Origin of the sequence: Paenibacillus sp. FSL R7-0204, from assembly GCF_038002225.1 — a bacterium.
Classification (GTDB): Bacteria; Bacillota; Bacilli; order Paenibacillales; family Paenibacillaceae; genus Paenibacillus_AQ.
The window spans coordinates 5,923,347-5,948,049 of record NZ_JBBOCA010000001.1; the positions used below are offsets into that span (position 1 = coordinate 5,923,347).

Consider the following 24,703-nt stretch of genomic DNA (forward strand, 5'->3'; position numbering starts at 1 on the left):
TAGTCTCCTTCAGGGAAAGCAAAGGGGCTGATCCGGGAATCCCGTACAAGCCCCTGTGTAACCCGTTATTCTCCCTGCGGCTTCATTGGATCAAAGGCCGGGTCCGGTGTAACGGTAACCTCGCCCTTCTCCACTGCTTTGGACAATGCGTCATTGTATCTTGTATTCAGATCAGCAGCAATGGCCTTGGAGTCCCCACCCGAAAGCATATATTTGAAGAAAGCATCCGCATAGGTAGAGCCTTCCGGCGTGACGTTCGGCACAGCAGGCCAGAGCGAGTCATGCTCGCCGACCAGGAAGCCTTCCATACCGCCAATTTCCGGCTTCTGGGCCTGCTCCACAATACCCGGCACTACAGCAATCCCGAAGCCCTTCTCATGATACGTCTTCAGAATATCGTCGCCGTACATGTACTGCATGAATTTCCAGGCGGCCTCCTGATGCGCCGATTTCGCGCTGATCCCGAGCCAGGTACCGGCGGATACGATCTCCGAGGTTCCCTTAATCTGCCCGTCCAGCGTAGGGGCCAGCGCACCTGCCCAGTTGATCTCTGTCGGGAACTGGTCCTGGTATACGCCCGGCTCCGTCGAGAAGCTGAGGTACATGCCGATTTTGCCTGCGGCAAATTGGGCGCGCAGCGGGTCGATATCCAGTGTCTCCGCCCCCGGCAGAATACTTCTGTCTTCGTACATCTGCTTGAAATACTCGATAACCTGAGAGTAAGGCGCGAAGTCGAACTGGCCTGTCTTCAGGTCAAAGCCAAGACCCTGATAGCCGCTCAAGGAGAGAATCTCGCGGATCGAACGGTCAAAGGCCGCCTTCGGGCTTTTGAAGTTCAGCGCGAAGCCGTAGACGCCCTCCGATTTGCCGGCTTCGGTTATTTTCTTGGCATCATCGACCATTTCCTGCAGCGATACCGGAGGATTCGCGATGCCGGCTTTGTCAAAGAGATCCTTATTGTAGATCAGACGCAGGGTGAGGCCGGTATTGGCCAACGAATACACCTTGCCGTCAAAACGGTTGACATTATCGATCAGCAGGCTGCCGAATTTCGTTTTGATCTCGTCGGTCAGGTAATCGTCAATCGGAGCCAGATAGCCTTTTTTGACAAATTCGGGGGTATTGCCGCTCTTCAGACGCAGGATATCCGGTGCCTGGTTGCTGGTGAAGGCAATGTCAACGCTCTGCGCGTAATTCTCAGACATGACTGTCAGTTCCACCTGGATATTCTCGCCGTTCGTCTCATTGAACTTGTTGATCAGTTCCTTGATATATTCCTGGTCATGACGGTCATCCGTCCAGTACTTAAGCTGTACCGGCTCGCCTGTTTCTGCTGCGGCCGAAGCTGTCGGACTCGCTGTTGCCGCTCCGGGTGTTCCCTCTGCCGCACCACCGCTCTTGTTATTGTTCCCGTTCCCGCCGCAGCCGGCGATTCCGGCGGCCAGCATGAGGCTCAGGCTGAGGCCCAACCATTTTTTCTGCATACGTTCTACCCCTTTGATTGACATTTGTATTGTGAGCTCGTTCTCTATTATAGGCCACCCCTCCCGCAAAAGGAGTGCGGCAGACTCACTCTTGAGGGACAGAATTCTATTCTTTGCGGCAGGCGGCAGCGGTCGGGCTCTCCCGTTACAGCAGAATGCCATTCTCATCAAATGTCCGGATATACTCCAATAATTCCGAAAAATAAACCCAGGCGATGCCAACCTTCTGATCCGCAGCGCCATAAGACATAATTAGATCCTCCCCCACGACAATACCACCCGTGGTAAACAGACAAGGCGTAGGGTAATCCTCCGGCATCTCCCAATCCCGCTCGGCATACATCAAACGGTCAGAGCAACGGTGGATAATGACCGGAAAATCATTCTCCTGCTCCCTGAGGATCATGAAGGACTGCGTATAGCCAAATTGTACATTCTTCTTCGCGTGGTAAGCCACCAGCCACTCCCGGTTCCCCAGAGCGACCGGCGGCCAGCTTGCCCCCACACGGTTCTCCTCCCAATCAAACAGCGGACTGGCCAGCAGCCGGTGGACTGCCGCAGGTGAAGCGAAATCCGCAATCGATTCTGCAGCTGCCAGATAGATAGAAGGCTTGCCCGCCCGCTCCCCTCCGGCAAAAGGAAGGACATTCATCGGCCGGTGCAGCATCACATATTGCCACTTCCCCTCAATCCTCATCTTCTCAGGAAACAGGAACACATCGCGGTTATCGCTGACATGCCCCTCGGTAAGCGGGCCTACGTACCCGAAAGCGTCTTCATATTTCCTCTCCTTCAGCTTGGCCAAATCCAGCTTGAACAGAACGCTGACCGTATCATTCGCCCGGGCCGATTGAATGAACGGGTCTGTGCTCTCTCCCGCGAAGATCCAATCCGGCACATATTCAAAGCGCGTCTGGACCGGAGGCTGCTGGCTGCTAAGCCAGTAGGGGCCAGGGGGAAAGGCCCGGCAGGCCACCGTGACATACAGCTCGTTCCCGATATAGAAGATACGGGGGTCCTCCACACAGCCGTTGGCATAATTCCGCACCTTTTTTCCGTAAATGTCCGTGATGTACAATTCATCCTCTTCATACCCGAGGGCCGGAGCCAGAGCTGGTCTTGAAAAATCTGCCTCCCAGGTCTCTCCCCGATCCCTGCTCCGCGCATAGCCCAAAAAAATCGGATAGGGATCATGACAGCCCTCCCTTCTTGCCTGCGGCCACGGGCCGGTTGCCCGAAACAGCATATGAAGGTCATCCGAGTCAGGGTCCTGAATGATCGCCGGATTCAACACCATTTTGTCCGCCCAGTCACAGCCTGGTACAGGTTCAAGCGCCGGTTTGCTCAAATAACGAAATTGTGGTTTCATAGTTCCTCCTGTTTTACCCCCTGAAGCAGGGGCATATTCCGTTTTTCAGCAAACAACTTATCATAGGCCATCCGCGAATTCAAAAGACTTTTCCCCTGAAACCGGCCTTCCGGGCAAAACAGTAAGATCCGTCAAATGAATCAGGAAGATCCATCATTCACGCGGGTCCGGGCAGCGGCTTATAATCATTTTTGCAGGCAAAATCGTTACCAAGGAGGAAGATGAGCCGGATGAAACAGTATGATCTTGTCATCTACGGGGGAACGGCTGCAGGCATTACAGCGGCTGTCCAGGCAGCTATCATGGGCAAAAGTGCGGTAGTCATCGAGCAGAGCCGGAGGATTGGCGGCATGACCACCGGAGGACTGGGGGATACGGATGTGGGAATGAAAGAGGCAGTCGGCGGCCTGTCTCTGGAATTCTACCAGCGGATTGCGCAGAAATATGCGCAGGACGGGGCGTGCTGGCTGTTCGAGCCCAAGGTTGCGCTTGAGGTGCTGCAGGACTGGGTGGCGGAGTATCATCTTGAAGTCGTCTGCGGGGAAAGGCTGGAGCTTAAGAATGGGGTAACCCGGCAAGGCGCAAGAATCACCTCCATTACCATGGAATCCGGGAAGGTCTATCACGGTAAAATGTTCATTGACGCCTCTTACGAGGGAGACCTGATGGGCCATTCCGGCGTGTCCTATGTGGTCGGCCGGGAGCCGAACGCACAGTACGGGGAGACGTTAAACGGCGTTCAGCCCGGCCCTGAACTGAATGAACTCCCGCCGGGAATCGACCCCTATGTCATTAAAGGAGTGCCTTCGAGCGGACTACTCCCGCGTGTCTATGCGGACCGCGGCGGTGATGCCGGCGAGGGGGACTGTAAGCTGCAAGCCTATAACTTCCGCATGTGTCTGACGGACAATCCGGACAACCGGATGATGATCAGCAAGCCTGAGGGTTATAACGAAGCCGATTATGAGATTCTATTCCGGGCCATTGAGCAGGGGCAGCGCTCACGCTTCTTCAAGCTGAACCGGGTCACAGCGGACAAGACCGATTCCAATAACAACAGCGGTATTTCAACAGATTACAACGGGATGAACCACTGCTATCCAGAGGCGGATTATGCGGCGCGGGAACAGATATGGGAGGCCCACCGCATCTACCAGCAGGGATATGTCTGGACGATCAAGAACCATCCGCGGGTGCCGGAGGAGATCCGGGAAGCCTATAAGCCGTGGGGCCTGCCGCTCGATGAATTCACGGACAGCGGCCACTGGCCTTCCCAGCTCTACATCAGGGAATCCCGCAGAATGAGCGGAGATTATGTGGTGACGGAGCATGATGTAAGGCGGGAGCACCCGGTGCCGGATTCCGCCGGGATGGGCTCATTCGCCATGGACTCGCACCATACCCAATACTATGTGAACGAAGACGGGCATGTCAGCACAGAGGGCGGCTTCTACATCCGGCTGGACGAGCCTTATCCGATCAGCTACCGGGCGATGGTGCCGAAACGCAGCGAATGCACCAACCTGATCGTACCGGTATGCTTGTCGGCCACTCATGCGGCCTACGGCTCCATCCGGATGGAGCCGGTTTTCATGATTCTGGGACAATCAGCCGCCGCCGCTGCTGTACTGGCGCTTGAGGCGGACGGCGTGGTTCAGGATGTGGAGTATGAGCAGCTGCAAGCCTTACTCCTTGCGTCCAATCAGGTGCTGTACACCACCGGACTCACCCGGGATTGAACCGGAAGCCGAAGCTGCGCCGGTACTCTCCCGGGGGAGCGCCATACCGTTCCCGGAACATCCGGCAGAAATGGGCGTAGCTCTGGAAGCCCGTATTGTCGGCAACCTGCTCCAGGGAAAGTGAGCTGTAGAGCACCTGCTGCTCGGCAGACTTCAGCCTGACATTAATGCAGTAGGCGAATGGCGATTGGCCAAAAGCGGCTTTGAACAGACTGGAAGCACGGGAGATGCTTAACCCTACGGAGGCGGAGATCTGCTCCAGGCTGAGCGGTTCATGGGCATGATTGTCAATGAACTGCTTCAGCTTGTAGGCGGTTTCCGCCCCTTTGGTGCGCCGCCGTGCCTGGATCACCTGCTCCAGCGTCAAGCAGAACGTTCTAAGCAAATAATCCAGCAGCTCCTCCTGATGCTGCATCACCTTCCTCTTCTCGCCGGCAATATGCTTCCATAGGGTAATGAGCGTATCATCGAAGCCGATATTCGTCCGGGCCGGCAGCCTGCGGTCCTGCCACCACGTGTCCAGCCACTCGCCGCTGGCGATCAGGAAATAATCCGAGGCCGGCTGAACTCCGCCAGAACCTGGATAGCTCCGGGGCTGTACGATCAGCTCGTACGGCTGATCCGGAGCATAGATCAGCAGATCGCCGGGGATGATCGTCTCGTACACTCCTCCTACCAGCGCACGGCAGGTCCCTTCCATCTGAAGTCTGAAGAGATAGAAGGATAAGCCGTCCTGATACTGAACGGTGTGAGGCTGTGTGTGTGTGAAATAGTTGGCATAATGGACGCTGCACCGGTGCGGATCGGACGCTGTCACGGGTAGGACTCCTCCTGGCGGTCCGGGTGGTACCCCGCCCTGAACTCCGACGGTGTCTGCCCCGTGATCTTCTTGAACATCTCGCTGAAATATCTGCGCTCCTCATACCCTACAGCGGAGGCCACCTCCTGCACCTGCGCCCCCTCCACCAGCAGCAGCTTGGCCCGGTGAATGCGCTCTGCGGTGATATACTGGGTAACGGTCACTCCGTTCACCTTCTTGAACAGGCTGGAGAAATAGCTGGGGCTGAGATGAACATGCGCCGCACATTCCCCGACCGTGATGTCCTCGGACAAACGGCCTTTGATATACTCTACCGCTTCATAGATCACCTTCTGCCCTTCCGACAAGCTGCTTCTGCGCACCAGAGCGGCCCCTTCCGTACACAGCTCCAGCAGCAGCCGCTGAAGAGTGGCAAGCGGCAGTCCCGCCGTTCCCTGCACCGCCCGGAACCGCTGGATCAGCGGCTGAATCTCCCCGTACGGAACCAGCTCATAGAAGGTGCGGATCGCTGATGCGGCCAGCTCCTCATACAGAACGAGCAGATAATCGGGATTGTGCCCGGAGCTCAGATTCTGCAGCGATTCTGAGATCGCTGCGAGGATCGCGCCAGTCCGGCTGACATTGCCGGAGCGCAGCGCCAGCAGCAGCTCGTCCTTGTATTCCAGCGCCAGCGGCTCCTGGCTTCCGTTCTGGTGAATATCATCATACATAATGGCGGCATTACCTCCGGTGAACAGATGGTGAGCCAGCGCCCGGTGCGCCTGGCGGTAGGAATCCGGCAGCTCGCTGGTCTCTTCCACCCGGCCTCCGACTCCGGCCGATACCGTGAACTTGGTATACCGTTCAATGTTCTTGCAGCAGCGTTCGGCAATCTCCACTGCACTGGCCGGGCCACAGTCATTCATCACCGCAAGATAGCGGTTATGTTTGGCGCGGAACACCACACAGCGCGTATGCCCGGCAATGGTCTCCTGGGTGATATTCAGCAGGGAGAAGCGGATCAGCTCCACCTCGCGGATAGACAGCTCTGCTGCCCGCTCCTGAAAGTGATCAATCTCCAGCAGCATCACCACGAACCCCTTGGGGTTCAGATCAATGCCTAAGAATTCCCAGCGTGCTTTCGCCTGCTCCCACGACGTTCTGTGGCTGACCAGCAGGGCGAAATATTCCTGCCGCAGCACCGGCAGACTCTCCCGCAGCTTGTTCTCCATCTCCCGTAGGGTATCCTGTCTGGAACGCGCCTCCATAATCTCCGACTTCGCCCGCAGCACCGCCTTCATGATCTCCTCTTCCGTGAACGGCTTGACCACGAAGTCGAACGCGCCGAGCTGTACCGCCTGCTGCGCATATTCAAAGTCGGCATACCCGCTGACCAGAATGATTTTACAGTCCCGGTGGTGTTCCAGTACGGCACGCAGCATGGCCAGCCCGTCCATCCTCGGCATACGGATATCCGTAATGACCAGATCCGGGCGCAGCTTCGCGATCAGGTCCAGCCCATCCTCACCGTTAGCCGCCGTTCCTGCCACCCGGATGCCGTGTTCCGCCCAATTCATGCAGGTCAGGCCTTCCACGACGCTTTTAATATCATCAATGATACACAGGGTTACACTATGATCGTCCATCCTGATGCTCCTCCCGTTTGGGTAAAGATATGATAACCGCCGCCCCCCGGCCAAGGCTGCTGTCCACCCGTAATGCTGCGCTGTCCCCATAGTAGAGCTGCAGCCTGCGGATCAGATTGGATACGGCGTACCCCTTCTCCGATTCCCGCCGGAACAACGCACGGACCGCCTCCTCGTCCATGCCAGCCCCATTGTCACTGACCTTAAGACACCAGCGTGCTCCCTCATCGAAGACTTCGATATCGATCTGCCCCCCGCTCTCCCGGTTGCGGAAGCCATGCAGAATGCTGTTCTCCACCAGCGGCTGCAGCAGAATGCGCGGAATCGGGAGAGTAACCAGCGCTTCATCCTCGACATAGATCTCATAACGGAACAGCCCTTCATAGCAGCTGCATTGCAGCTCCAGATACATGCGGACATGCTCCAGCTCCTTGGCCAGCGTCGTGATCTCCTGCCCCTTGTTCAGCCCGAGCTGGAACAGCCGGGACAGCGACATGACCATGCTCTGCGACTGCTTTACCTGCTTCAGATTCAGCTTCCAGTAGATCGTATTCAGCGTATTGTACAGGAAATGAGGGTCCATCTGCGCCGACAAGGCCTTGATCTCTGCCGAGCGCTTATTGGTCTGCGCCTGTGTGACCTCTCCGATCAGCACTACGATCTGCTCCAGCATCTGGTTGAACCGCATCCCGACCTGGGCCAGCTCGTCTCCGCCCCCGCTCTCGAATCTGGCAGTCAGATCATTGCTCTCGACCCGCTTCATCACCTTCATCAGCCCTTGCAGCGGACGCAGCAGATAACGGGTAAAGGCTCCTGATACCATCATTGTAACCGTGAAGGCGACAAGGGCGACCACCACGAGCAGCCATTTGACATAGATCATATCCTTTAGCACGCCGGCCTTGGACTGAATCGTGATCATCGTCCAATCAGCGATGCCCAGATGCGCATAGTTCAGCAGATACGATTCCCCGCCCAGCTTAAAAGTATTGCTGAGATCGCGGCTGCTGCTGATCATGCCGGTCAGATCACGGCCCTCCACCGCCTGCAGGGCGAGCGGGTCTTTCATAGAATAGACGGGACTGCCTGCCGCGTTCAGCAGGAAGCTGCGCGCCCCTCCACCGGTATCCCCGCTCACCAGCTTGCGGAAGCCGTCTTCACGGATATTGACGATAATATAGACCCCGCGGACCGCTGTATCAAAGATAGGTTCCAGAATCAGTGAAATCACCCGTTCCTTCCCGGAGAAGAGCATGTCCTCATGGCCTTCCACCCATGTATTCTTCTTCTCCTGTTCGATCCGCTCATATAGTAAGGTATCCTTGAACTCCGTCAGACGGTTCCGGTTCATCGAGGAAGGGTAGAACTCCCCGATCGGCGTGGACACATAGATCGAATGGATCAGCGGCTCCGCAATCCGCGCTTGTGAGAAAACGTTATCAAGATCATTCAGGTGAGTATAATACCGGCCCATGTCCCCGGTGACGACATCCCTCATCATATCGTGAAAGGGCTGGCTGATCATGAAGGTCATCATAATCAGCATCAGCTTGTTCAGCTTCTCGTCGATGATCTGCGCTGATTTGACAACGTTATCCTGGGTAAGCTTCAGCGCATTCTTCTCCAGAGTCGCCGCCGAGATGGAATACGACAATCCCCCGGTCATCAGTACGGAGAGGAGAATCACGGCTAAGAATGCAGTTTTTAATTTGCTGCGGAATGATTGCTTCCGGAAATAGTTCAAGTCCTTCACGCCTTCCTGTGTGCAGATGCCCTGCTCTTCGATTATGTCACCTGAACGTTCAGTCCGACAATACGCAGCGGATGAAATAGTGAATTCACCGTATGCGGAGCATGGATCTACCGTATGTACAGGACAACGCACACGTCTCCCCTTCCCTATCCAATAATCCGTTAGCATTCGCTTGGCCGGGCGGATATGATACGATAGACGGGATCGTTCTTCATCATAATTGTCTATGGAAGGAATGAATATAATATGAAATATAGAAGACTGGGCAACACCGGACTTAAGGTTAGCGAGATTGGCCTGGGGAGCTGGCTTACATACGGCACGGCTGCCGAGCAGAAGGCGGCGGATGAGTGTATTGCCGCTGCTTTTGAATGCGGTATCAATTTCTTCGATACGGCCAATGCCTACAACCGGGGCGAAGGCGAAAAAGCCATGGGTGCTGCACTCCGCGCGTACAATCGGTCCGATTACGTCCTGAGTACCAAGGTGTATTTTCCGATGGGGGACGGGGTGAATGACCGCGGGTTATCGCGCAAGCATATTATGGAGCAATGCGAAGCCAGCCTGCGCCGGCTGGGCACGGATTATATCGATGTGTACTTCTGCCACCGCTTCGACCGGGAGACACCTGTAGAGGAGACGCTCCGCGCTCTTGACGACCTTACCGCCCAAGGGAAAATCCTCTACTCCGCCGTCAGCGAATGGAGCGCCGCCCAGATCTCGCAGGCGGCTGGCATCAGCCGCAGACTAAACCTGCGGCCGCTCGCCGCCAATCAGCCGATCTATAACATGTTCGAGCGGTATATCGAGGATGAGGTGCTTGAAGTATCGGCCCATGAAGGCCTGGGACAAGTCGTCTTCTCCCCGCTGGCCCAGGGCATTCTGACCGGCAAATACAAGCCGGGCCAGCAGCCCCCGGCCGGTACGCGCGGCGCGGATGCTTCCGTGAACGGCGTCATCCGCAGCTACCTGCGGGATGATGTGCTGGAGGTTGTCGGCAGGCTGGATACGCTTGCCGCAGAGCTGGACCTCAAGCTCTCCCAGCTCGCACTCGCCTGGGTGCTGCGCCAGCCCGGCGTAAGCTCGGCGCTGATCGGCGCCAGCAGACCGGAGCAGGTGCTTGAGAATGCGCAGGCGGTGGAAGCCGTGCTTCAGCCGGATACGCTGAAGGCGATCGATGCGATCCTCAGCGAGGTCGCCGGCTTCGCACCGGCGCGATAGGGCCGGGGCGTGGTGAGGGCGAGATGGAGTGGAAATGGCTTGGCGGCTGGCGCAATGTGATCGGTTTTTCGATTACATTGGGTCCGCATAACACCATCTGGTATTATCCCCTTTAAGTAGACACTCGAAAAAACCTCATGTGTTAACATGAGGAAATGAGTGAACTTGGAGGGGATTTTGGTATGGCCAAAAAGGGACAAGTGTTTCAATCGTACACGGAGGCATTCAAGAAAGAGGCTATTCAAGCCTATTTTACAGGAGGTGAGAGCTATAAGGTCGTCTCCGACAGGTTGGGGATTGTGAACTGTACCCAGCTTAAAGTATGGGTAAAGAAATATCGGAATGGGGAGCCACTCGATACACAAAAAGGGGCAACAAGCCCTTTAAAAGGACGTCCACGTTCTACATTTGCCAGTATAGAAGAAGAACGAGATTACTTAAAGGCACAGGTGGACTACTTAAAAAAGCGGTATCCAAATCTGTAAAGGGAGGGAAGCTTGGACTGCACGACAAATACGCCGTAATTGAAGAACTACGTGACCAACATGGCATCACCCGCCTATTAGCCATTGCAGAGGTATCGCGGGCAAATTACTACAAGTGGCGAGGTGCAGAGGTTCGACGAATGGATGCCCATGAGCAAGAGCACGCCATTAAAGAGCATATGGTGGCTATTCACCTGGTTCATCCCTATTTCGGGTACCCTCGAATGCAGGCAGCCCTGCGGGAGGCAGGCTACCTCGTCAACCACAAGAAGGTATGGCGGCTCATGAAAGAGCTATCGATCCAGTCTGTCATTCGCAAGAAAAGGAGTCGTGCGGGCTCTACTCCTTCCGTGGTCTACCCGAACCGATTAAAGCGTAAGTTTCATGCGACAGCACCTCAGCAGAAGCTAGTAACGGACATCACATATATCTCAGACGGCACCCGTTTTTATTATCTGTCTGCGATTCAGGACCTCTTTAACAATGAGATTGTAGCTTGGCAGATCTCGGAGCGAAACGACGTAAACCTCGTCTTAGATACCGTTGAACAGTGGACACGGAAAAGAGACGTGTCTGAGGCCGTGCTCCATTCGGACCAAGGCTTTCAGTACACGTCTCAGGCGTACAACACACGATTAGAGGCATTCAGCGTCAAGGGCAGCCACTCTCGCAAAGCAACCTGCCTGGATAACGCCTGCATCGAATCCTTCTTTTCGCATCTGAAGACAGAAAAGTTGTACCTTCACCAGTGTAAGTCAGAAGCAGAGATTCATCAAGCCGTTGAGGAGTATATCTACTTTTACAATTACCAACGTTTTCAGGCGAAACTGAAACAGCGCGCGCCGATTGAGTATCGACACGCGCTGGCTGCTTAGCTTTTTTCATCTGTCTACTTGACAGGGGTATGACCAATCCGGCGCAATGTAGTCGGTTTTTCGATTACATTACACCCGCACACCACCGCCCAGCCGAATGTAGTCGGTTTTTCGATTACATTACACCCGCACACCACCGCCCAGCCGAATGTAGTCGGTTTTTCGATTACATTTGGCTCGCGCACCCTCACCCGGCGCATTGTGTTCGGTTTTCCGCATACATTCACTCCATCCAAAGAAGCCCCCTCCATCCCGGAAGGGGCTTCTTTGCATACGAACTATGGCATACTACAGCCTGTCCTGTGTCTTAACTGTCTGCTTTGCATGAGCAACCTGCACCCTATTAATAAGCTGCTTATACCGATCCTGGTCTTCCGCTGAAGCGTACGGCCGGAATTGCTCGAATAATCTTACGCAGCGGATCACACAGGCTATGCTGCCAAGTGCGGCGGAAGCCTCCAGGCTACCGAAGATATAACGTATCCCCTGCTCTATCTTCTCTGCCTTGAGAGAATACACCGCCAGCTCGAACAGCAGCACAGGGTATTGATCCTGTACATCCCTGCCAGAAGCCCGTTCGGCTTGCCCGAAGGCCATCCCCTCCGGCGTAAGCAGCGGCTGGAAACGGCTGATAAGCTCATCTACCTCCCAGCCATACCGGTTAGCCGCTTGAACTGCCTTAAGCAGCCCGTCCAGCAGTCCCAGCCCGGGGGTGCCGATAGATTCAACAACCTCAGGAAGAACCTCAGGTTCACCGCACATCATACGGTATAGACATGCATAGACTGTACCAAGCCTGCTGAACTGGTCTCTGATCTGCTCAACCTCTGCCGATTCTTCGACAATCCAGCTCATTTCAGAGTAGAGACCGACATATTCCAGTGCCCGCTCATATTCACCGGTTTCCTCGCATACCTTGGATTGCAGCCAGTAAGCATACAGTATATAGAAGCAAAGAGGTTTGGGCGCTTGCCTCAACTCCTTCTTCTTTCTGGTTTTGTAAAATCGGATTTCATACTGGATAGATGTCTTATGACGCAGCTCCTCTGCCAATAGTCTGGCCTTCTCCCAGTGCTGTAGAGCAATATAGATATCCGCCAGCTGCCGAAGCGCTTCCAACTGGTCTATTTCCTCCAGGCGCTCTACGAAATATTCAAACCGGGTCGCCGCGCGGAAGTCCGCCTCCGGGCTCTGGCCGATCCGGATCGTGAACAGCCGGTACTGGCACAGAGCCAGCCGCTCAGAATGCTGATATTTCTCACTGTCGGCTACCCCTTCATACAGCAGAGCCGCTGCCTGAAGCTTGCCTTGCCCGTAGAATTCCTCCGCCGTATCGAACAGCAGCGGGGCATATGTAATATTGTCCATAATAATTTGAACCACCTGCCGGATACAATCCAGCTTGTCCAGCTCCGCACAGCGGTGCAGGAAGGGTCCCAGCCTCCGCCAGTCGGGTGCAGAATGTACCACACATTCATCTATATATAACTCATAAAATGCTCCTTCAGGAAGCCCCATTCCGGCGGTAATCCGGTCCAGCTGCTGCATGGCAATAGGACGGTTACCATTAATAATGCTGCTGAGCGTACCCGAATTGACACCGGAGATTCCTGCGAACTGATTGATTGTCTGGCCTTCTTTTCTAAGAAAAGCAGCCAGTTCTGTTTGAATTGTAGTGTGCTGTTGCAAACCAATACCGCCCCTCAAGAACCAGATATTCAAGTAAAAATCCAGATATTCCTATATCATAAATCCCTTAATTAGGCAGGTCAATCTGGTTTGAACGGTTCAAAAGAGGTTGACAAAGACGGAATATTTGTTATATATACCCAGTTAAAAAATCTTTTGCAACATTTCTGCTGAACCAACGTTTATTAGGGTATAAACAAGTTTGAGAATATTCCGGCAGGGTAAATAAAGAGTGTAGACTCATGCCGTGTAAGATTACGCCAAGGGGGAAATTCATAATGTTAAAAAACAAAAACGTCTACCTGCTTCCTGTTCTGGTCCTGTTGTTCCTTTCCCTCGTGACTACGGCAAGCACAACCATAAAAACCGCTGATGCCAAGAGCGAGGGGGTGGCCCAGCATCTGACGGTGTATATACATTCCTTAGAGAATCATAACGGTCAGACGACCCTTACCGGGGATGAGATCGAATGGTACGAAGGTGCAGCAGCCGATGCGGTCTTCGCCCAGCGGGAGCCGGAATCCGCAGCCGAAATCGGCGGTGCCCCGGACGGTTACTATATCGTGAATGACAGCGACACGCTGACTACTTATACGGTAGCCCCGGATGCCAAGGTCACCATGCAGATTTATGACCGCACCGGCAAGCTCGAAGATCTGGATACGAACTGGAACGAGCCACTCACTTTGGAGAAGTTCATTCATGAATTCGCCAAAACGGATGTATTCGATCTAAGCGGTTCGCCTTATCACATCACGATCAAGGATGGCCAGATTGTATCGATCGTGCAGCAGTACACTCCATAAGAAGCTGCTAGCTTAATCCCTTCCCTACTACAAACCTCAAGCCACAGCCTGTTGCCCAGCAGCGGTTGTGGCTTTTTTGCGTCTCATCTCTCTCCCCCAATCTAACCTTTTCACACATATTCAATCCAATGACTATTTACCCCCAAGCCCTTTATCTATAAGCTTAAATATAGGATATCATCCAGCAGTAACCCTACAGAATCCATAGGAGTGAGGATACAAAATGACAATTACACCCCATCAGCCTCTGGCGGCCCCGATTCAGGGTAAGCCCTTGTACGAGGAATACCGCATGGACCAGGTCCGTGTGTCCGATCCGTATATCGCAAACGCCTTTGCCAAGGAGATCGATTATCTGACCAGCTATGATCCAGACCGCTTGCTGGCGGGCTTCCGCGAGAACCGGGGACTGCCGAAGCGTGCCGACAAATATCCCGGCTGGGAGAACACGGAGATCCGCGGACACACGCTGGGCCACTATCTGTCAGCGCTGTCCCAGGCCTATGCCTGTACGCGGGATGACGGGCTGGCGCTCAGGCTGAACTATCTTCTGGGAGAGCTGTCCATGTGCCAGCATGAGAGCGGTTACCTGTCCGCGTTCGAGGAACACCTTTTCGATCATGTGGAGAACAAGCAGCCGGCCTGGGTCCCCTGGTATACGATGCACAAAATCATCGCCGGACTCATCGCGTCCTACTCTGCCACCGGCAGCAAGACGGCCTATGCCCTGGCGGATAAGCTCGGTGACTGGGTATACCGCCGCACAGCCTCCTGGTCTGAAGAGGTCCATCAGCGTGTATTATCGGTGGAATACGGCGGGATGAATGACTGCCTGTACGACCTGTACAGAATTACCGGAAAAGCAGGCCATTTAAGCGCCGCGCATAGCTTCGACGAGCTGACGCTGTTCACTCCAGTCCATGAGGGCAAGGATATTCTCAAGGGCAAGCACGCCAATACTACGATTCCGAAATTCCTCGGTGCGCTGAACCGTTACCGGACGCTCGGGGAGAGCGAAGTCTTTTATCTGGAAGCGGCGGTGCAGTTCTGGGAGATGGTTGTCCATCATCACAGCTACATCACCGGAGGGAACAGCGAATGGGAGCACTTCGGTGATCCGGACATGCTGGACCGGGAACGCTCCAACTTCACAGCGGAAACCTGCAACACCTACAATATGCTCAAGCTGACCCGCGAGCTGTTCAAAATCACGGGAGATACCCGTTACGCTGACTTCTACGAGAACACCTACCTGAATGCTATCGTGTCGTCACAGCACCCGCATACCGGGATGACGATGTATTTCCAGCCCATGGCGACCGGTTATTTCAAGGTGTACAGCTCGCCGTTCGAGCATTTCTGGTGCTGTACCGGAACAGGCATGGAGAGCTTCACCAAGCTGAATGACAGCCTGTATTTCCATGATGCGGCCAGCATTGTGGTCAACCAGTACTTCAGCTCTACTCTGGACTCTGCCGCGCACGGCCTGATGCTGATCCAGTCGGCCAACTTGCCTTATAGCGATACTGTAGAGTTCAAAATCTCAGTGATGCGGCCTCAGTCTCAGTCCACCACGCTGAAGCTTCGTCTGCCGGATTGGCTGGCCGGAGAACCCGGGCTTCTATTAAACGGGCTGCCTGTTAACTCAGAGATCAGCGGAGGTTACCTTTTGACGGACAGAGTATGGCAAGACGGCGACACGCTGCAGCTCAAGCTGCCGATGAAGCTGGCGCACTTCAGCCTGCCGGATGCCCGCCAGGTGGCCGCGTTCAAGTATGGACCAGTGGTGCTGAGCGCCGCTCTGGGCCAGAGTGATCTGTCTGTATCCGCTACAGGCGTTGCTGTAAGTGTCCCTACCCGCAACATGCTGGTGAAGGACTTCATCACGACGGTGAACGAGAGCCCGCAGGAGTGGCTGGCGCAGCTTCCGGACCGCGCAGTCCGGCTGGAGCAGGATGAACTGGCCTTTGCGCTGCGGGGAACGGATGAGGATCAGCGGCTGGTCTTCACTCCGCATTATAAGCAGCATAGTGAGCGTTACGGCATCTACTGGCGGCTGGTCGAGGCCGATTCGGCTGAGCTGCAGAAGCATATTTTACAGGGGAAAATCCGGCAGCGTGTACAGGATGCTACACTGGACAGCCTCCCAGTCGGCAATGACCAGTATGAGCTGGAGCATGGCATTGAGGGAGAGAACACCTCTGTAGCCACCTGGGACGGATATAACATCCGCAAAGCGGAGAACGGCGGCTGGTTCAGCTACCGGATGAAGGTGGCGCCGCGTACGGACAACTATCTCTCGGTCACTTATTTCTCAGGAAATAATGGTAAGAAAATAGCGATTTATGTAGACGGGGAGCTGATTGCGGGCGAGGTGCTGCATACGGATGAAGCCCGCAGCTTTTACGAGCGGAGTTATCTGATTCCTGCTGAAGCGGTTGGCGGCAAGACTGAGGTGGAAGTCAAGTTCGTGGTTCCAGAGAAGGAAAACGGCATCTTCGACCTGCTGCGCATGATGACCGGTTATGATCACAATGCCGGACTGCGCCAGCTCGCCTTCAGTGAAGGAACGCTGTCCACCTCTTTCAGCGGCGGCATAACCACGTATAGCCTGAGCGTTCCGCAAGCGGTAAGCCAGGTACAACTAAGCGTTACACCACACCATCACAATGCCCTGGTCTATGCAGACGGAATTCTAATCGAGGATTCACTCCCGCGTGAAATCAAGCTGCTGCACAGCCGCAGTGAGGTAAATCTCACGGTTAAGGCGGAGGATCATGTTACGGTGCAAGAATATAAGCTTCAGATTGTGAAAGAATAATACTTGGTATATTGCAATACACTGTTCCACACAAGGGTTATCTCGGATGCAGCTTCCGCTGTATTCAAGATAGCCCTTATTTGATATGGTAATAGGATAAGACTATTTCCGCACCGGGGGGATGATGACATGACTGCGTTCACACTGCTGGTAGATAAGCCTGTACATCTGGAGATGACCGGCAAATTCGTGGCCCCCTCAGCAGAGTGGATTCACTTAAGCCGGATTTTGCAGGATTATGAGCTGATTGTGATGACCGAAGGCGTGCTATACCTGGCGGGTGACAACCAGCAGTTCGTCGTCTCCAAAGGCGAGTTCCTGCTCCTGCCTCCGCTTACCAGACAATACGGGTACAAGTCTTCGGACTGTAGCTTTTATTGGCTGCATTTTCATGCTGCGAACGGTAGTCAGACTGCTGGCCCCGCTCCGGTAACCAACGATAAAGAAGAATATGTTATTCACCTGCCCCAATACGGAACCCTGCGGAATGTGGAGAAAATCATCGTGATGATGAAGCAGCTCCAGGATTCGGTGCGGAGCTACAATCAGACGGTGCTGAGTAACTATATGTCTACCGTTATTCTGTGCGAGCTGTACAGCCAGACCCTTCCAACCGATGCCGATCCGTTCAAAAGAACCAAGCAGGAACAGCTCTACAACGATATTGTAGACTACATCAAATGGAGCCGCAGCGAGCATATTAAGGTATCTCAGATCGCCGCCTATTTCGGCTATAACGAGAAGTATCTCTCCCATCTGTTCACCGTCATCTCCGGGATCTCCCTGAAGCAATATATTCTGCAGCAGAAGATGGAGCTGGCGAAATTCCTGCTGACCGACACCAACCAGAACGTCAGCGAGGTCTCATTGCAGCTAGGCTATAAGGATTGCCATAACTTCATGAAATCGTTCAAAAAGATTGTCGGCCTCACTCCCACCGAGTTCCGCAACGCTTATGCCAAGCGCCTGCTGTTCTACGAATGAGCGTGAGAGCATCCGCCAGCTCCTGCCTCTTCTCGCTCTCTCCACAGCCCCTCCAGAGACTAACGATTTCTCTGGAATAGGCTGTGGATATTTTTTTGAGAGCATAATGAACTTTCCGGGCTGCTACGCACTCTTATCTGTGAAAGGGGTGAGCACATGAATATAAGCCGTCTTGTCAGAGCCGCACAGCGCGGTAACAAAGAAGCATTATTAGAACTAATCCTAGCCGAACAGGACGCTTATTATCGTCTTGCCTATAGCTACATGAGGAATGAGCATGACGCGATGGATGTAATGGAGGACATGATCGTCACGCTCTATGAGAAGCTTGCGCAACTGAAGAAGAGCGAGGCCTTCTACAGCTGGAGCAAAACCATTCTGGTCAACCGCTGCAAAACGGTCCTCCGCAACCAGAACCGGTTCGTTCCCCTGGAGGAAGACGAGGCACCGGAGCCTTCGCTTGAGGCATGGACTGCAGATAACCCGTACCGCTATACCGAGTCCGAAATGGATCTGTCCGTCCTGCTCGCGCATCTGAATCCCCGGCAGCGGGAAGCGATTGAGCTGCGTTATGTCCACGATCTGCCGTATCAGACCATTGCCGATATCACCGAAGCGCCGGTCGGCACGATCAAGTCCAGAATCTCGCAAGGGATACAGAAACTGAAAGCTATGATTGGAGGTGACCGTTATGAGAACGATCGAGGAGAGATTACAGGAGCATCAGCAGACCATGACGCCGTCAGAACTTGAAGGCAGATTGCGTAAGGCGCTGGAGCAGGCTCCGGTTAGACGGAAATCACGGGCTGGACGGGCACGGACCTGGGTCGCCACAGCCGCCGCAGCCATGTTACTGACAGTGGGGGTCTATCAGTATCCGGTGTTGGCTTATTACGGCGGGAAGCTGTTCAGTCAGACTGACCTGAATACCATGGCCTTTTCTGAATTGGCGGACCATGGATACGGTCAAAGCGTCAATAAAAGCACAACATTAGGTGACGGAACGGTGATTACCATTAACGGGGTAATTGCAGACGACAACGCCCTGACGATGTATTACAGCATTGATCCGGCTTCAGGCAGTATATATACCGGCGACTTCCCTGACGGCAACTATTCACTCCGTTACGGAGTAGATAAACTGGAAGGGTTCATGACGGATTCAGATCCCCTGGGGGGGAGCGGCGGCGGCAGCAAGGACAGTAGCCGCTTCGAGGGAGTATACAAATTCGAGCCGGCCAGCCCCTTCTCCAGAACATTGACCGTTACCTTCAGCGAGCTGCTGGAGAACGGGAAAGTGGCACACTATCCTATCTCCTTCAAATATGACCCGAACCTTGCCATGAAAAGCCTGCTCGTCGCAGATATTGACCAGGCTGTACCGGTGGATCAGGGAACCGTCTACTATGACACGATTACGGCTTCTCCTACGTCAACCATCGTAAAGGGACATTATAAGATGGATAATGGCGAAAATCCAAGATTCTCTGCTGTAACCAAACTATATGTGAATGGGACTGAGGTTGATTTCCGGTCGATGCGGGGTACGAATTCCAGTAAAAAGGGAGCCCCGGAATTTATCATAGAATACGATGTGCTGCCGACTGACAAGCCGCAGAGTGTTGAACTTGTACTGGATAATTTCAGCGGATATCAGAACGTTGAAGAGCCGATCTCTCTGGCCTCGCCTTCGGACCGGTCGGTTCTGGTCGGCGAGGAGAAGCTCTGGATTCGCAGTGTCACCAGGACTGCTAACGGCTATGATATCGTGATCGCCGGGAAGCAGTTCACTATGCTGGATAAGGATACTTTGGCTGTTCAAGCCGGAGGAGCCGCCGTTCCCGTCAGTTCGATATCCGATTCCCGCCCGTGGGATCTCAAGAACGGCAATATCCTGTGGGAACGCACATATTCCTTCCAGACCACAAAAAAGCCGGAATTCATGATGATGGATGGCTTCCACTATATTAAGTTCTATAGACAGACTGTTCCGGTTCCTCTAGGGGACAAATAAAACTGTTCATGCAGGAGTGTAGTCAGCCGCTGCTGGCAGCGGCTGATTAGAGCCCAATAAAGCCTTTAGCCCCACGCTGCAAGTGGGACTAAAGGCTTCAAGTTTTTATAGGCTTTATATCTGCTGATCAGATGATTACTGCAAATAAGCTTTGGCGATCTCAAGCAATTCCTCCTTGGTAACCCCCTTTGTAGCCTCAATATAATAAACGATGTGGAAATCACTGCTGGGAAGATTGTGAATGAAACGAATCCCGTGGCTGCCGCTTGTATATAAGGAATACAGCATTTCAACACCATCGACCGTTATAGTCTCTGCTGACGGCTCCTCAGCATGGTGTATCTACGGATGAGCCCTGCCCTGATGTGACATCCCGGCTAATAAAGTTGAATCCGCGCAAGGTCAACTTCTCCAGGCTGAACCTATGTAAAAATAAAGGTAGCCAAGGACATCATCATAATGTCCTTGGCTACCTCTATTATAGTGTATTTCTAGGGAGTCAACCGCTTAAGCAGCGCCGCAATAGCCGCGTTCCTGATGCATTGAATGATTCGGCATCAGAATGCTGCTTGTTATGTATAGCTGCTGGATCTCCGCTTATTATCAGAACTTGTTCAGGCTATCCTTCACCGGCATCCCGAAATCCGGCGTGCCGTCCGCATTCCAGCGCAGTCGCTGGGCACGGGTGTGGCGGTTCGGGTCGTAGAGCGGGTCTCCGGTGATCTCCTTATAACTTCGGGCATGGTAGATCAGCACACTCTCGCCGTTCTCGTCCACTGAGAAGCTGTTATGACCCGGACCGTATTGCCCGTTCTCCTCACTGGTCTGGAAGACTGGCTCAGGATGCTTGATCCAGGATGCTGCGTCCAGCAGATCGCTGTCCACATCAGCGGTAAGCAGCCCCAAACAATAATTGTGATCGGTGGCGCTGGCCGAGAAGCTTATGAAGATCCGGCCGCCCCGCTTCAGCACCGCAGGGCCTTCATTCACTTTGAAGCCGATGACCTCCCAAGGATACTCCGGTGTTGAGATCATCGTCTGCGGACCCTTGAGCGTCCAGCCGTTCTCCATGGCTGAGATATACAGGTTGGAGTTCCCATCGATCTCAGGGTCCTTTTGCGCCCATACATAGTAATACACGCCCTTATGCTCGAACGTTGTAGCGTCCAGGGCGAAGGATTCCCAGGCGGTCCTCACCTGCCCCTTCTCGGTCCACTCCCCTTCCAGCGGGTTCGCTGAAGTATTCTCCAGGGCGTACATCCGGTGGTCAAACAGCCCTTCCTTCGTCTCCGTGGTCCGGGCCGCCGCAAAATAAATATACCATTTGCCATCAATAAAATGGATTTCGGGTGCCCAGATATTGGCGCTGAGCGGGCCGCTCTCATATTTGCGCCAGGCGACTACCGGCTGTGCTTCCCGAAGTCCCTCAATCGTTAACGCTCTGCGTACTTCAATCCGGTCGTACTCCGGCACGGAAGCGGTGAAATAGTAATAGCCGTCGTTATGCTTGTATACCCAGGGATCTGCACGCTGTTCGACAAGCGGGTTAGTGTACTCTTTATTTGTATTCATTATGGTTTCTCCTTTGGTCTTGAACTGGTGGCTGGCGGTGCTCAGCCGGTAATTCGGTATTCCGGAGGAAGGGTCAGCCCTTCACTCCGGAGATGGCAACAGATTCAATAATTTGCTTTTGGAAAACAAGGAAGATAATCAGCATCGGCAGCAGGGCAATAATCGAAGCCGCCATAATCAGCGGATAGTCCGTCTGGATCGCATAGGTCGCATTGAAGTTGGCGATAACCAGCTGGAGAGTCTGCTTCTCCGGTGAATTCAGATAGATAATCGGAGACAGGTAGTCGTTCCAGATGCCCATGAACCACAGGATCAGCTGCGCTGCCACCGCCGGCTTGATCAGCGGGAAGGTAATCGAGCTGTACAGGCGGAAGTACGAGCTTCCGTCGATTTTGGCCGCTTCGATAATGGCATTCGGCACACTGCTCAGATACTGCCGCAGGAAGAAGATCATGACGATATTGCCGAACAAACCCGGCACGATCAGCGGCAGCAGCGTATCAATCCAGCCCAGCTTCGAGAACATGAAGAACTGCGGAATCATGACTGCCGGATACGGAATCATCAGGGATGACAGCATCAGCAGGAATATTTTATTTTTACCAGGAAACCGCAATTTAGCAAAGGAAAACGCCGCAAGACTGGAGGTGAACGTACCCACGATCGTTACCGTGACGGCGATAATCAAGCTGTTCTTGATCCCGCTCAGCAGCGGACCCGCTTCCCAGATCTCACTATATTTATCGAAATGGAACGGCCGCGGAATCCACACCGGAGGCAGGGCGAACACATCCTGCTTATCCTTGAATGAGGTGGACAGCATCCAGAGCAACGGGCCGATCATGAACACCGCGCCGATTAAAAGTAGAACAAAGATAATGCTATGCGTAACTCTTCTTCTGCTCGTCATATTTATGGTCTCCTCCCTCTTCAGTTAATCGACATCGAACGATTGCTTCTCGTTCATTCGGAATTGGATAAGAGTCACAACAAATATGAACACGCCGAGGAATACTGCCATAGCAGAGGCATAGCCCATCTGGAAGTTGCCGAAGGCTTTTTGCCAAATGTAGAACACCACGGAGGCTGAAGCATATTCAGGCCCGCCTGTAGGGGTCATAATGTTCATCTCGGTAAAAATTTGCGATCCTCCAATAATGTTGGTCACGATGATGAAAAAGGTTACCGGGCGCACCATCGGCCAGGTGATATGCCAGAAGGACTTGAAGCCGCTGGCTCCGTCCAGCTCCGCCGCTTCATAATAAGATCTGGAGACACTCTGCAGCGCCGCCAGATAGAGCAGCATCGTATACCCGAGGCCTTTCCATACCGCCATAATGATCAGCGCCGGCTTGACCGTATATTTATTCGCCATCCAGTTCGGCCCGCTGATTCCGAAGAGATCAAGGAACTGGTTGACGAGACCATAATCACCGTTATAGGCCCAGTTCCACATGATCGATACTGCGGCCAGAGAAGAAATGACCGGAACATAATAGATGACCCGGAATGCTGTAGTCCCGGGCACCCCCCGGTTAAGCCCAAGCGCCAGCAGCAGCGCCAGCGTAATGCCGATCGGAATGCCAAGCATCATAAACAAAGTATTGAATAAGGCCTTATGGAACAGCTCATCCGACCACAGATCCTTGAAGTTGCCGAGGCCGATGAAGTTCATCTGGCCGAGCCCATCCCAATCCGTGAATGAGCCATAGATCGAATAGATCATCGGATACAGCGTAAAAATCAGCAGTCCCAGCAGCGGAGGCAGGATAAACAGAAATCCGTAGATTTTCTCCTTGCGGTACAGACCCAGCTTAGTGTTCATTAGAATCACCTCAAATTCGGATGGTCCAGCAACAAAGTGATGCCGGCCCGCTGTTACAGGAGACCGAACATCACTTTGTATGCTGGATAAGAACGATGCGTACCGTTTATTTCTTGGATTTCGCCTCTTGCTCAACCGCTTTATCCAGCAGCTTCTGCATCTTCGGCTGTTCCGTCTTCACATACTCCTCAGGGGTAACCTTGCCGTCAAGCACTGGCTGGATGTCCGTGTAGAACAGGTTATACCATTCAGCATTGTACGTGTAGTGGCCAGGCAGCACCCGTCCGTATTCATTCACGACCTGAAGGAATTCTTCCTTGTTCGCGGGTTTGGTCGTAGTATCAGCAGCCCATTCCTTAGCCATATCCATCAGGTTCGGAATTTGCACCTTAGCCTTCACCAGCGCTTCCATTCCCTCCTTGGAGGCCGTCAGATAGTTGATCAGATCCACGGCTTCATCGGGATGCTTGGTTTTGGCGGAAGCACCGATGCCGAGTGAGCCGGTCCATGTGGCGGATTTGCCTGTGGAGCCGGCAGGATATGGAATCAGGTCATAATCGAAGGGAAGCTTCTCGTAAGTGCTCATATCCCACGGACCTACAGGGAAGAAGGCCATTTCACCTTTCATCCAGCGCTGGTAGGTATCCAGAGTCTGTGCTTGTTCTGTGGACGGCGTAATGCCGTATTTAAGCTGCATGTCAGTGAAAAATTGCAGGGCTTCGATAAACTTCGGATCATCAATCGTAACCTTGGTCTTGGTCGCATCCAGCCAGTCCGCCCCGTTGCTCCAGACGAAGGAAGGCAAGGCCCACTGTACGTTGAAGCCTGCACCGAATTGATCCAGCTTGCCGTCCCCGTCCTTGTCAATCGTCAGCTGCTGAGCGACTTTGATGAATTCATCCCAGGTGTACGGTTTATCTTTGTCCGGCAGCGGGATACCCGCAGCTTCGAACATGGTCTTGTTATAGCCGAGTGCGAACGGGCCTACGTCCTTAGGCATCCCGTACAGATTGCCTTGCCCGGCCATGGTGCCGTCGTAACGGTACAGATCCACGCCATATTTCCAGATGTTATTCAAATCAATATTAGGGTTCTTCTCCACATAGCTGGTCAGGTCCAGCAGCACGCCGCTGTTCACATAAGCCTTCAGGTCACCGGATTCAAAATAGAATACGTCCGGAACGCTGTTCCCCGTAATAGAGGCTTTCAGCTTAGTCGCATATTGATCTGCCGCAGTCACAACGATCTTAACCTTGACGTTTGGATGATCGGCTTCATATTTTTTCACAACACCCTCATAAGCCTTCTGCTCATCCGTTCCCCCGCGGAACATAAACGTAAGATTCTTGGTTTCCTTGGAATCCTTGCTCCCGGCATTCGCCGTAGCTTCGCTTCCGCTATTGCCCCCGGACGATGCATTATTCTTCCCGCCGCAGCCTGTAAGTACAACCGATACCATCAGAACCAACGACAGCAGTGTGAACCAGCCCTTTTTCTTTAACACTGTAACCCCTCCTAGGATTTGCTGAGCAATTCGATTGATACAATCTATATAGAAGAACTAGGGAACCTCACCGGCTCTGTTAGTTCAAGCTACCGCATGATGTACTATAATTCATAC

At 53.6% G+C, this 24,703-nt stretch carries 20 protein-coding genes; 9 read left to right on the forward strand and 11 right to left on the reverse strand.

Annotated elements, in window-relative coordinates; translation table 11 throughout:
• Positions 1–65: 65 nt before the first annotated feature.
• Both MKX42_RS25810 and MKX42_RS25815 read right to left on the reverse strand, forming a co-directional pair.
• The gene (locus MKX42_RS25810; RefSeq protein WP_340755677.1) at positions 66–1,484 is read right to left on the reverse strand and encodes an ABC transporter substrate-binding protein; all 1,419 of its coding nucleotides are present in this window, start codon (positions 1,482–1,484) and stop codon (positions 66–68) included.
• A gap of 145 nt (positions 1,485–1,629) precedes the next feature.
• Positions 1,630–2,853 carry a glycoside hydrolase family 130 protein gene (locus MKX42_RS25815; RefSeq protein ID WP_340755679.1) on the reverse strand — a complete coding sequence of 408 codons (1,224 nt, stop codon included), beginning with the start codon at positions 2,851–2,853 and terminating at the stop codon, positions 1,630–1,632.
• Positions 2,854–3,083: 230 nt separating this feature from the next.
• Between MKX42_RS25815 and MKX42_RS25820 the strand changes: the two genes are divergently transcribed.
• Entirely contained in the window at positions 3,084–4,592 is a 1,509-nt protein-coding gene (locus MKX42_RS25820; RefSeq protein ID WP_340755681.1) for an FAD-dependent oxidoreductase, read from the forward strand.
• Here the strand turns inward: MKX42_RS25820 and MKX42_RS25825 are convergent.
• Genes MKX42_RS25825 through MKX42_RS25835 form a run of 3 tightly spaced genes read right to left on the reverse strand, consistent with a single transcriptional unit; the run spans position 4,579 to position 8,781 of the window.
• Positions 4,579–5,409, reverse strand: coding sequence for an AraC family transcriptional regulator (locus MKX42_RS25825; protein ID WP_340755682.1), 831 nt, complete (start codon positions 5,407–5,409; stop codon positions 4,579–4,581). The two genes, MKX42_RS25820 and MKX42_RS25825, sit on opposite strands and share 14 nt — an antisense overlap.
• Complete coding sequence (locus tag MKX42_RS25830; RefSeq protein ID WP_340755684.1) at positions 5,406–7,037, reverse strand: response regulator; 1,632 nt, start codon at positions 7,035–7,037, stop codon at positions 5,406–5,408. The genes MKX42_RS25825 and MKX42_RS25830 overlap by 4 nt, the downstream gene beginning before the upstream one ends.
• A complete protein-coding gene (locus MKX42_RS25835; protein ID WP_340755686.1) occupies positions 7,024–8,781 on the reverse strand; it encodes a cache domain-containing sensor histidine kinase in 1,758 nt (585 codons plus the stop codon). The genes MKX42_RS25830 and MKX42_RS25835 overlap by 14 nt, the downstream gene beginning before the upstream one ends.
• A 255-nt stretch (positions 8,782–9,036) precedes the next feature.
• Here MKX42_RS25835 and MKX42_RS25840 point away from each other — a divergent pair, with 255 nt between their 5' ends.
• The 3 genes from MKX42_RS25840 to MKX42_RS25845 all read left to right on the forward strand — a co-directional run bounded on the left by MKX42_RS25840 (position 9,037) and on the right by MKX42_RS25845 (position 11,371).
• Positions 9,037–10,011, forward strand: a complete 975-nt coding sequence (locus MKX42_RS25840; RefSeq protein ID WP_340755688.1) for an aldo/keto reductase family protein — start codon at positions 9,037–9,039, stop codon at positions 10,009–10,011.
• Between the two features lie 182 nt (positions 10,012–10,193).
• On the forward strand, positions 10,194–10,496 hold the full coding sequence (locus tag MKX42_RS33490) for a transposase (RefSeq protein ID WP_445669297.1): 303 nt from the start codon (positions 10,194–10,196) through the stop codon (positions 10,494–10,496).
• A complete protein-coding gene (locus MKX42_RS25845; RefSeq protein WP_445669363.1) occupies positions 10,418–11,371 on the forward strand; it encodes an IS3 family transposase in 954 nt (317 codons plus the stop codon). Before MKX42_RS33490 ends, MKX42_RS25845 begins: the two co-directional genes overlap by 79 nt.
• Positions 11,372–11,385: 14 nt before the next feature.
• Here the strand turns inward: MKX42_RS25845 and MKX42_RS25850 are convergent, their stop codons facing one another.
• Positions 11,386–11,607: a hypothetical protein gene (locus MKX42_RS25850; RefSeq protein ID WP_340755690.1), complete on the reverse strand. Its 222-nt coding sequence runs from the start codon at positions 11,605–11,607 to the stop codon at positions 11,386–11,388.
• Between the two features lie 52 nt (positions 11,608–11,659).
• On the reverse strand, positions 11,660–13,060 hold the full coding sequence (locus tag MKX42_RS25855; RefSeq protein ID WP_340755692.1) for a transcriptional regulator: 1,401 nt from the start codon (positions 13,058–13,060) through the stop codon (positions 11,660–11,662).
• Between the two features lie 278 nt (positions 13,061–13,338).
• On the opposite strand from MKX42_RS25855, the gene MKX42_RS25860 reads away from it, so the two are divergent.
• The 5 genes from MKX42_RS25860 to MKX42_RS25880 all read left to right on the forward strand — a co-directional run bounded on the left by MKX42_RS25860 (position 13,339) and on the right by MKX42_RS25880 (position 19,685).
• Entirely contained in the window at positions 13,339–13,866 is a 528-nt protein-coding gene (locus tag MKX42_RS25860; protein WP_340755693.1) for a hypothetical protein, read from the forward strand.
• 223 nt (positions 13,867–14,089) lie between these two features.
• The gene (locus MKX42_RS25865; protein ID WP_340755695.1) at positions 14,090–16,687 is read left to right on the forward strand and encodes a beta-L-arabinofuranosidase domain-containing protein; all 2,598 of its coding nucleotides are present in this window, start codon (positions 14,090–14,092) and stop codon (positions 16,685–16,687) included.
• Positions 16,688–16,816: 129 nt separating this feature from the next.
• Positions 16,817–17,671 carry an AraC family transcriptional regulator gene (locus MKX42_RS25870; RefSeq protein ID WP_340755697.1) on the forward strand — a complete coding sequence of 285 codons (855 nt, stop codon included), beginning with the start codon at positions 16,817–16,819 and terminating at the stop codon, positions 17,669–17,671.
• Between the two features lie 156 nt (positions 17,672–17,827).
• Positions 17,828–18,424, forward strand: a complete 597-nt coding sequence (locus MKX42_RS25875) for a sigma-70 family RNA polymerase sigma factor (RefSeq protein WP_340755698.1) — start codon at positions 17,828–17,830, stop codon at positions 18,422–18,424.
• Positions 18,363–19,685 carry a DUF4179 domain-containing protein gene (locus MKX42_RS25880; protein WP_340755699.1) on the forward strand — a complete coding sequence of 441 codons (1,323 nt, stop codon included), beginning with the start codon at positions 18,363–18,365 and terminating at the stop codon, positions 19,683–19,685. The genes MKX42_RS25875 and MKX42_RS25880 overlap by 62 nt, the downstream gene beginning before the upstream one ends.
• A gap of 603 nt (positions 19,686–20,288) precedes the next feature.
• Here MKX42_RS25880 and MKX42_RS25885 read toward each other — a convergent pair.
• From MKX42_RS25885 to MKX42_RS25900, 4 genes are all read right to left on the reverse strand, one after another.
• On the reverse strand, positions 20,289–21,257 hold the full coding sequence (locus MKX42_RS25885) for a glycoside hydrolase family 43 protein (RefSeq protein WP_340755701.1): 969 nt from the start codon (positions 21,255–21,257) through the stop codon (positions 20,289–20,291).
• 73 nt (positions 21,258–21,330) lie between these two features.
• The gene (locus tag MKX42_RS25890) at positions 21,331–22,167 is read right to left on the reverse strand and encodes a carbohydrate ABC transporter permease (protein WP_076155496.1); all 837 of its coding nucleotides are present in this window, start codon (positions 22,165–22,167) and stop codon (positions 21,331–21,333) included.
• Between the two features lie 24 nt (positions 22,168–22,191).
• Entirely contained in the window at positions 22,192–23,082 is an 891-nt protein-coding gene (locus MKX42_RS25895) for a carbohydrate ABC transporter permease (protein WP_036725691.1), read from the reverse strand.
• Positions 23,083–23,188: 106 nt separating this feature from the next.
• Positions 23,189–24,586: an ABC transporter substrate-binding protein gene (locus tag MKX42_RS25900; protein WP_036725692.1), complete on the reverse strand. Its 1,398-nt coding sequence runs from the start codon at positions 24,584–24,586 to the stop codon at positions 23,189–23,191.
• Between the last annotated feature and the right edge of the window lie 117 nt (positions 24,587–24,703).

Coding starts and splice junctions, on each gene's coding strand:
- MKX42_RS25810 (WP_340755677.1), bottom strand. CDS start 1,484: ATGCAGAAAAAATGGTTGGGCCTCAGCCTGAGCCTCATGCTGGCCGCC.
- MKX42_RS25815 (WP_340755679.1), bottom strand. CDS start 2,853: ATGAAACCACAATTTCGTTATTTGAGCAAACCGGCGCTTGAACCTGTA.
- MKX42_RS25820 (WP_340755681.1), top strand. CDS start 3,084: ATGAAACAGTATGATCTTGTCATCTACGGGGGAACGGCTGCAGGCATT.
- MKX42_RS25830 (WP_340755684.1), bottom strand. CDS start 7,037: ATGGACGATCATAGTGTAACCCTGTGTATCATTGATGATATTAAAAGC.
- MKX42_RS25840 (WP_340755688.1), top strand. CDS start 9,037: ATGAAATATAGAAGACTGGGCAACACCGGACTTAAGGTTAGCGAGATT.
- MKX42_RS33490 (WP_445669297.1), top strand. CDS start 10,194: ATGGCCAAAAAGGGACAAGTGTTTCAATCGTACACGGAGGCATTCAAG.
- MKX42_RS25860 (WP_340755693.1), top strand. CDS start 13,339: ATGTTAAAAAACAAAAACGTCTACCTGCTTCCTGTTCTGGTCCTGTTG.
- MKX42_RS25865 (WP_340755695.1), top strand. CDS start 14,090: ATGACAATTACACCCCATCAGCCTCTGGCGGCCCCGATTCAGGGTAAG.
- MKX42_RS25870 (WP_340755697.1), top strand. CDS start 16,817: ATGACTGCGTTCACACTGCTGGTAGATAAGCCTGTACATCTGGAGATG.
- MKX42_RS25875 (WP_340755698.1), top strand. CDS start 17,828: ATGAATATAAGCCGTCTTGTCAGAGCCGCACAGCGCGGTAACAAAGAA.
- MKX42_RS25880 (WP_340755699.1), top strand. CDS start 18,363: ATGAGAACGATCGAGGAGAGATTACAGGAGCATCAGCAGACCATGACG.
- MKX42_RS25885 (WP_340755701.1), bottom strand. CDS start 21,257: ATGAATACAAATAAAGAGTACACTAACCCGCTTGTCGAACAGCGTGCA.
- MKX42_RS25890 (WP_076155496.1), bottom strand. CDS start 22,167: ATGACGAGCAGAAGAAGAGTTACGCATAGCATTATCTTTGTTCTACTT.
- MKX42_RS25895 (WP_036725691.1), bottom strand. CDS start 23,082: ATGAACACTAAGCTGGGTCTGTACCGCAAGGAGAAAATCTACGGATTT.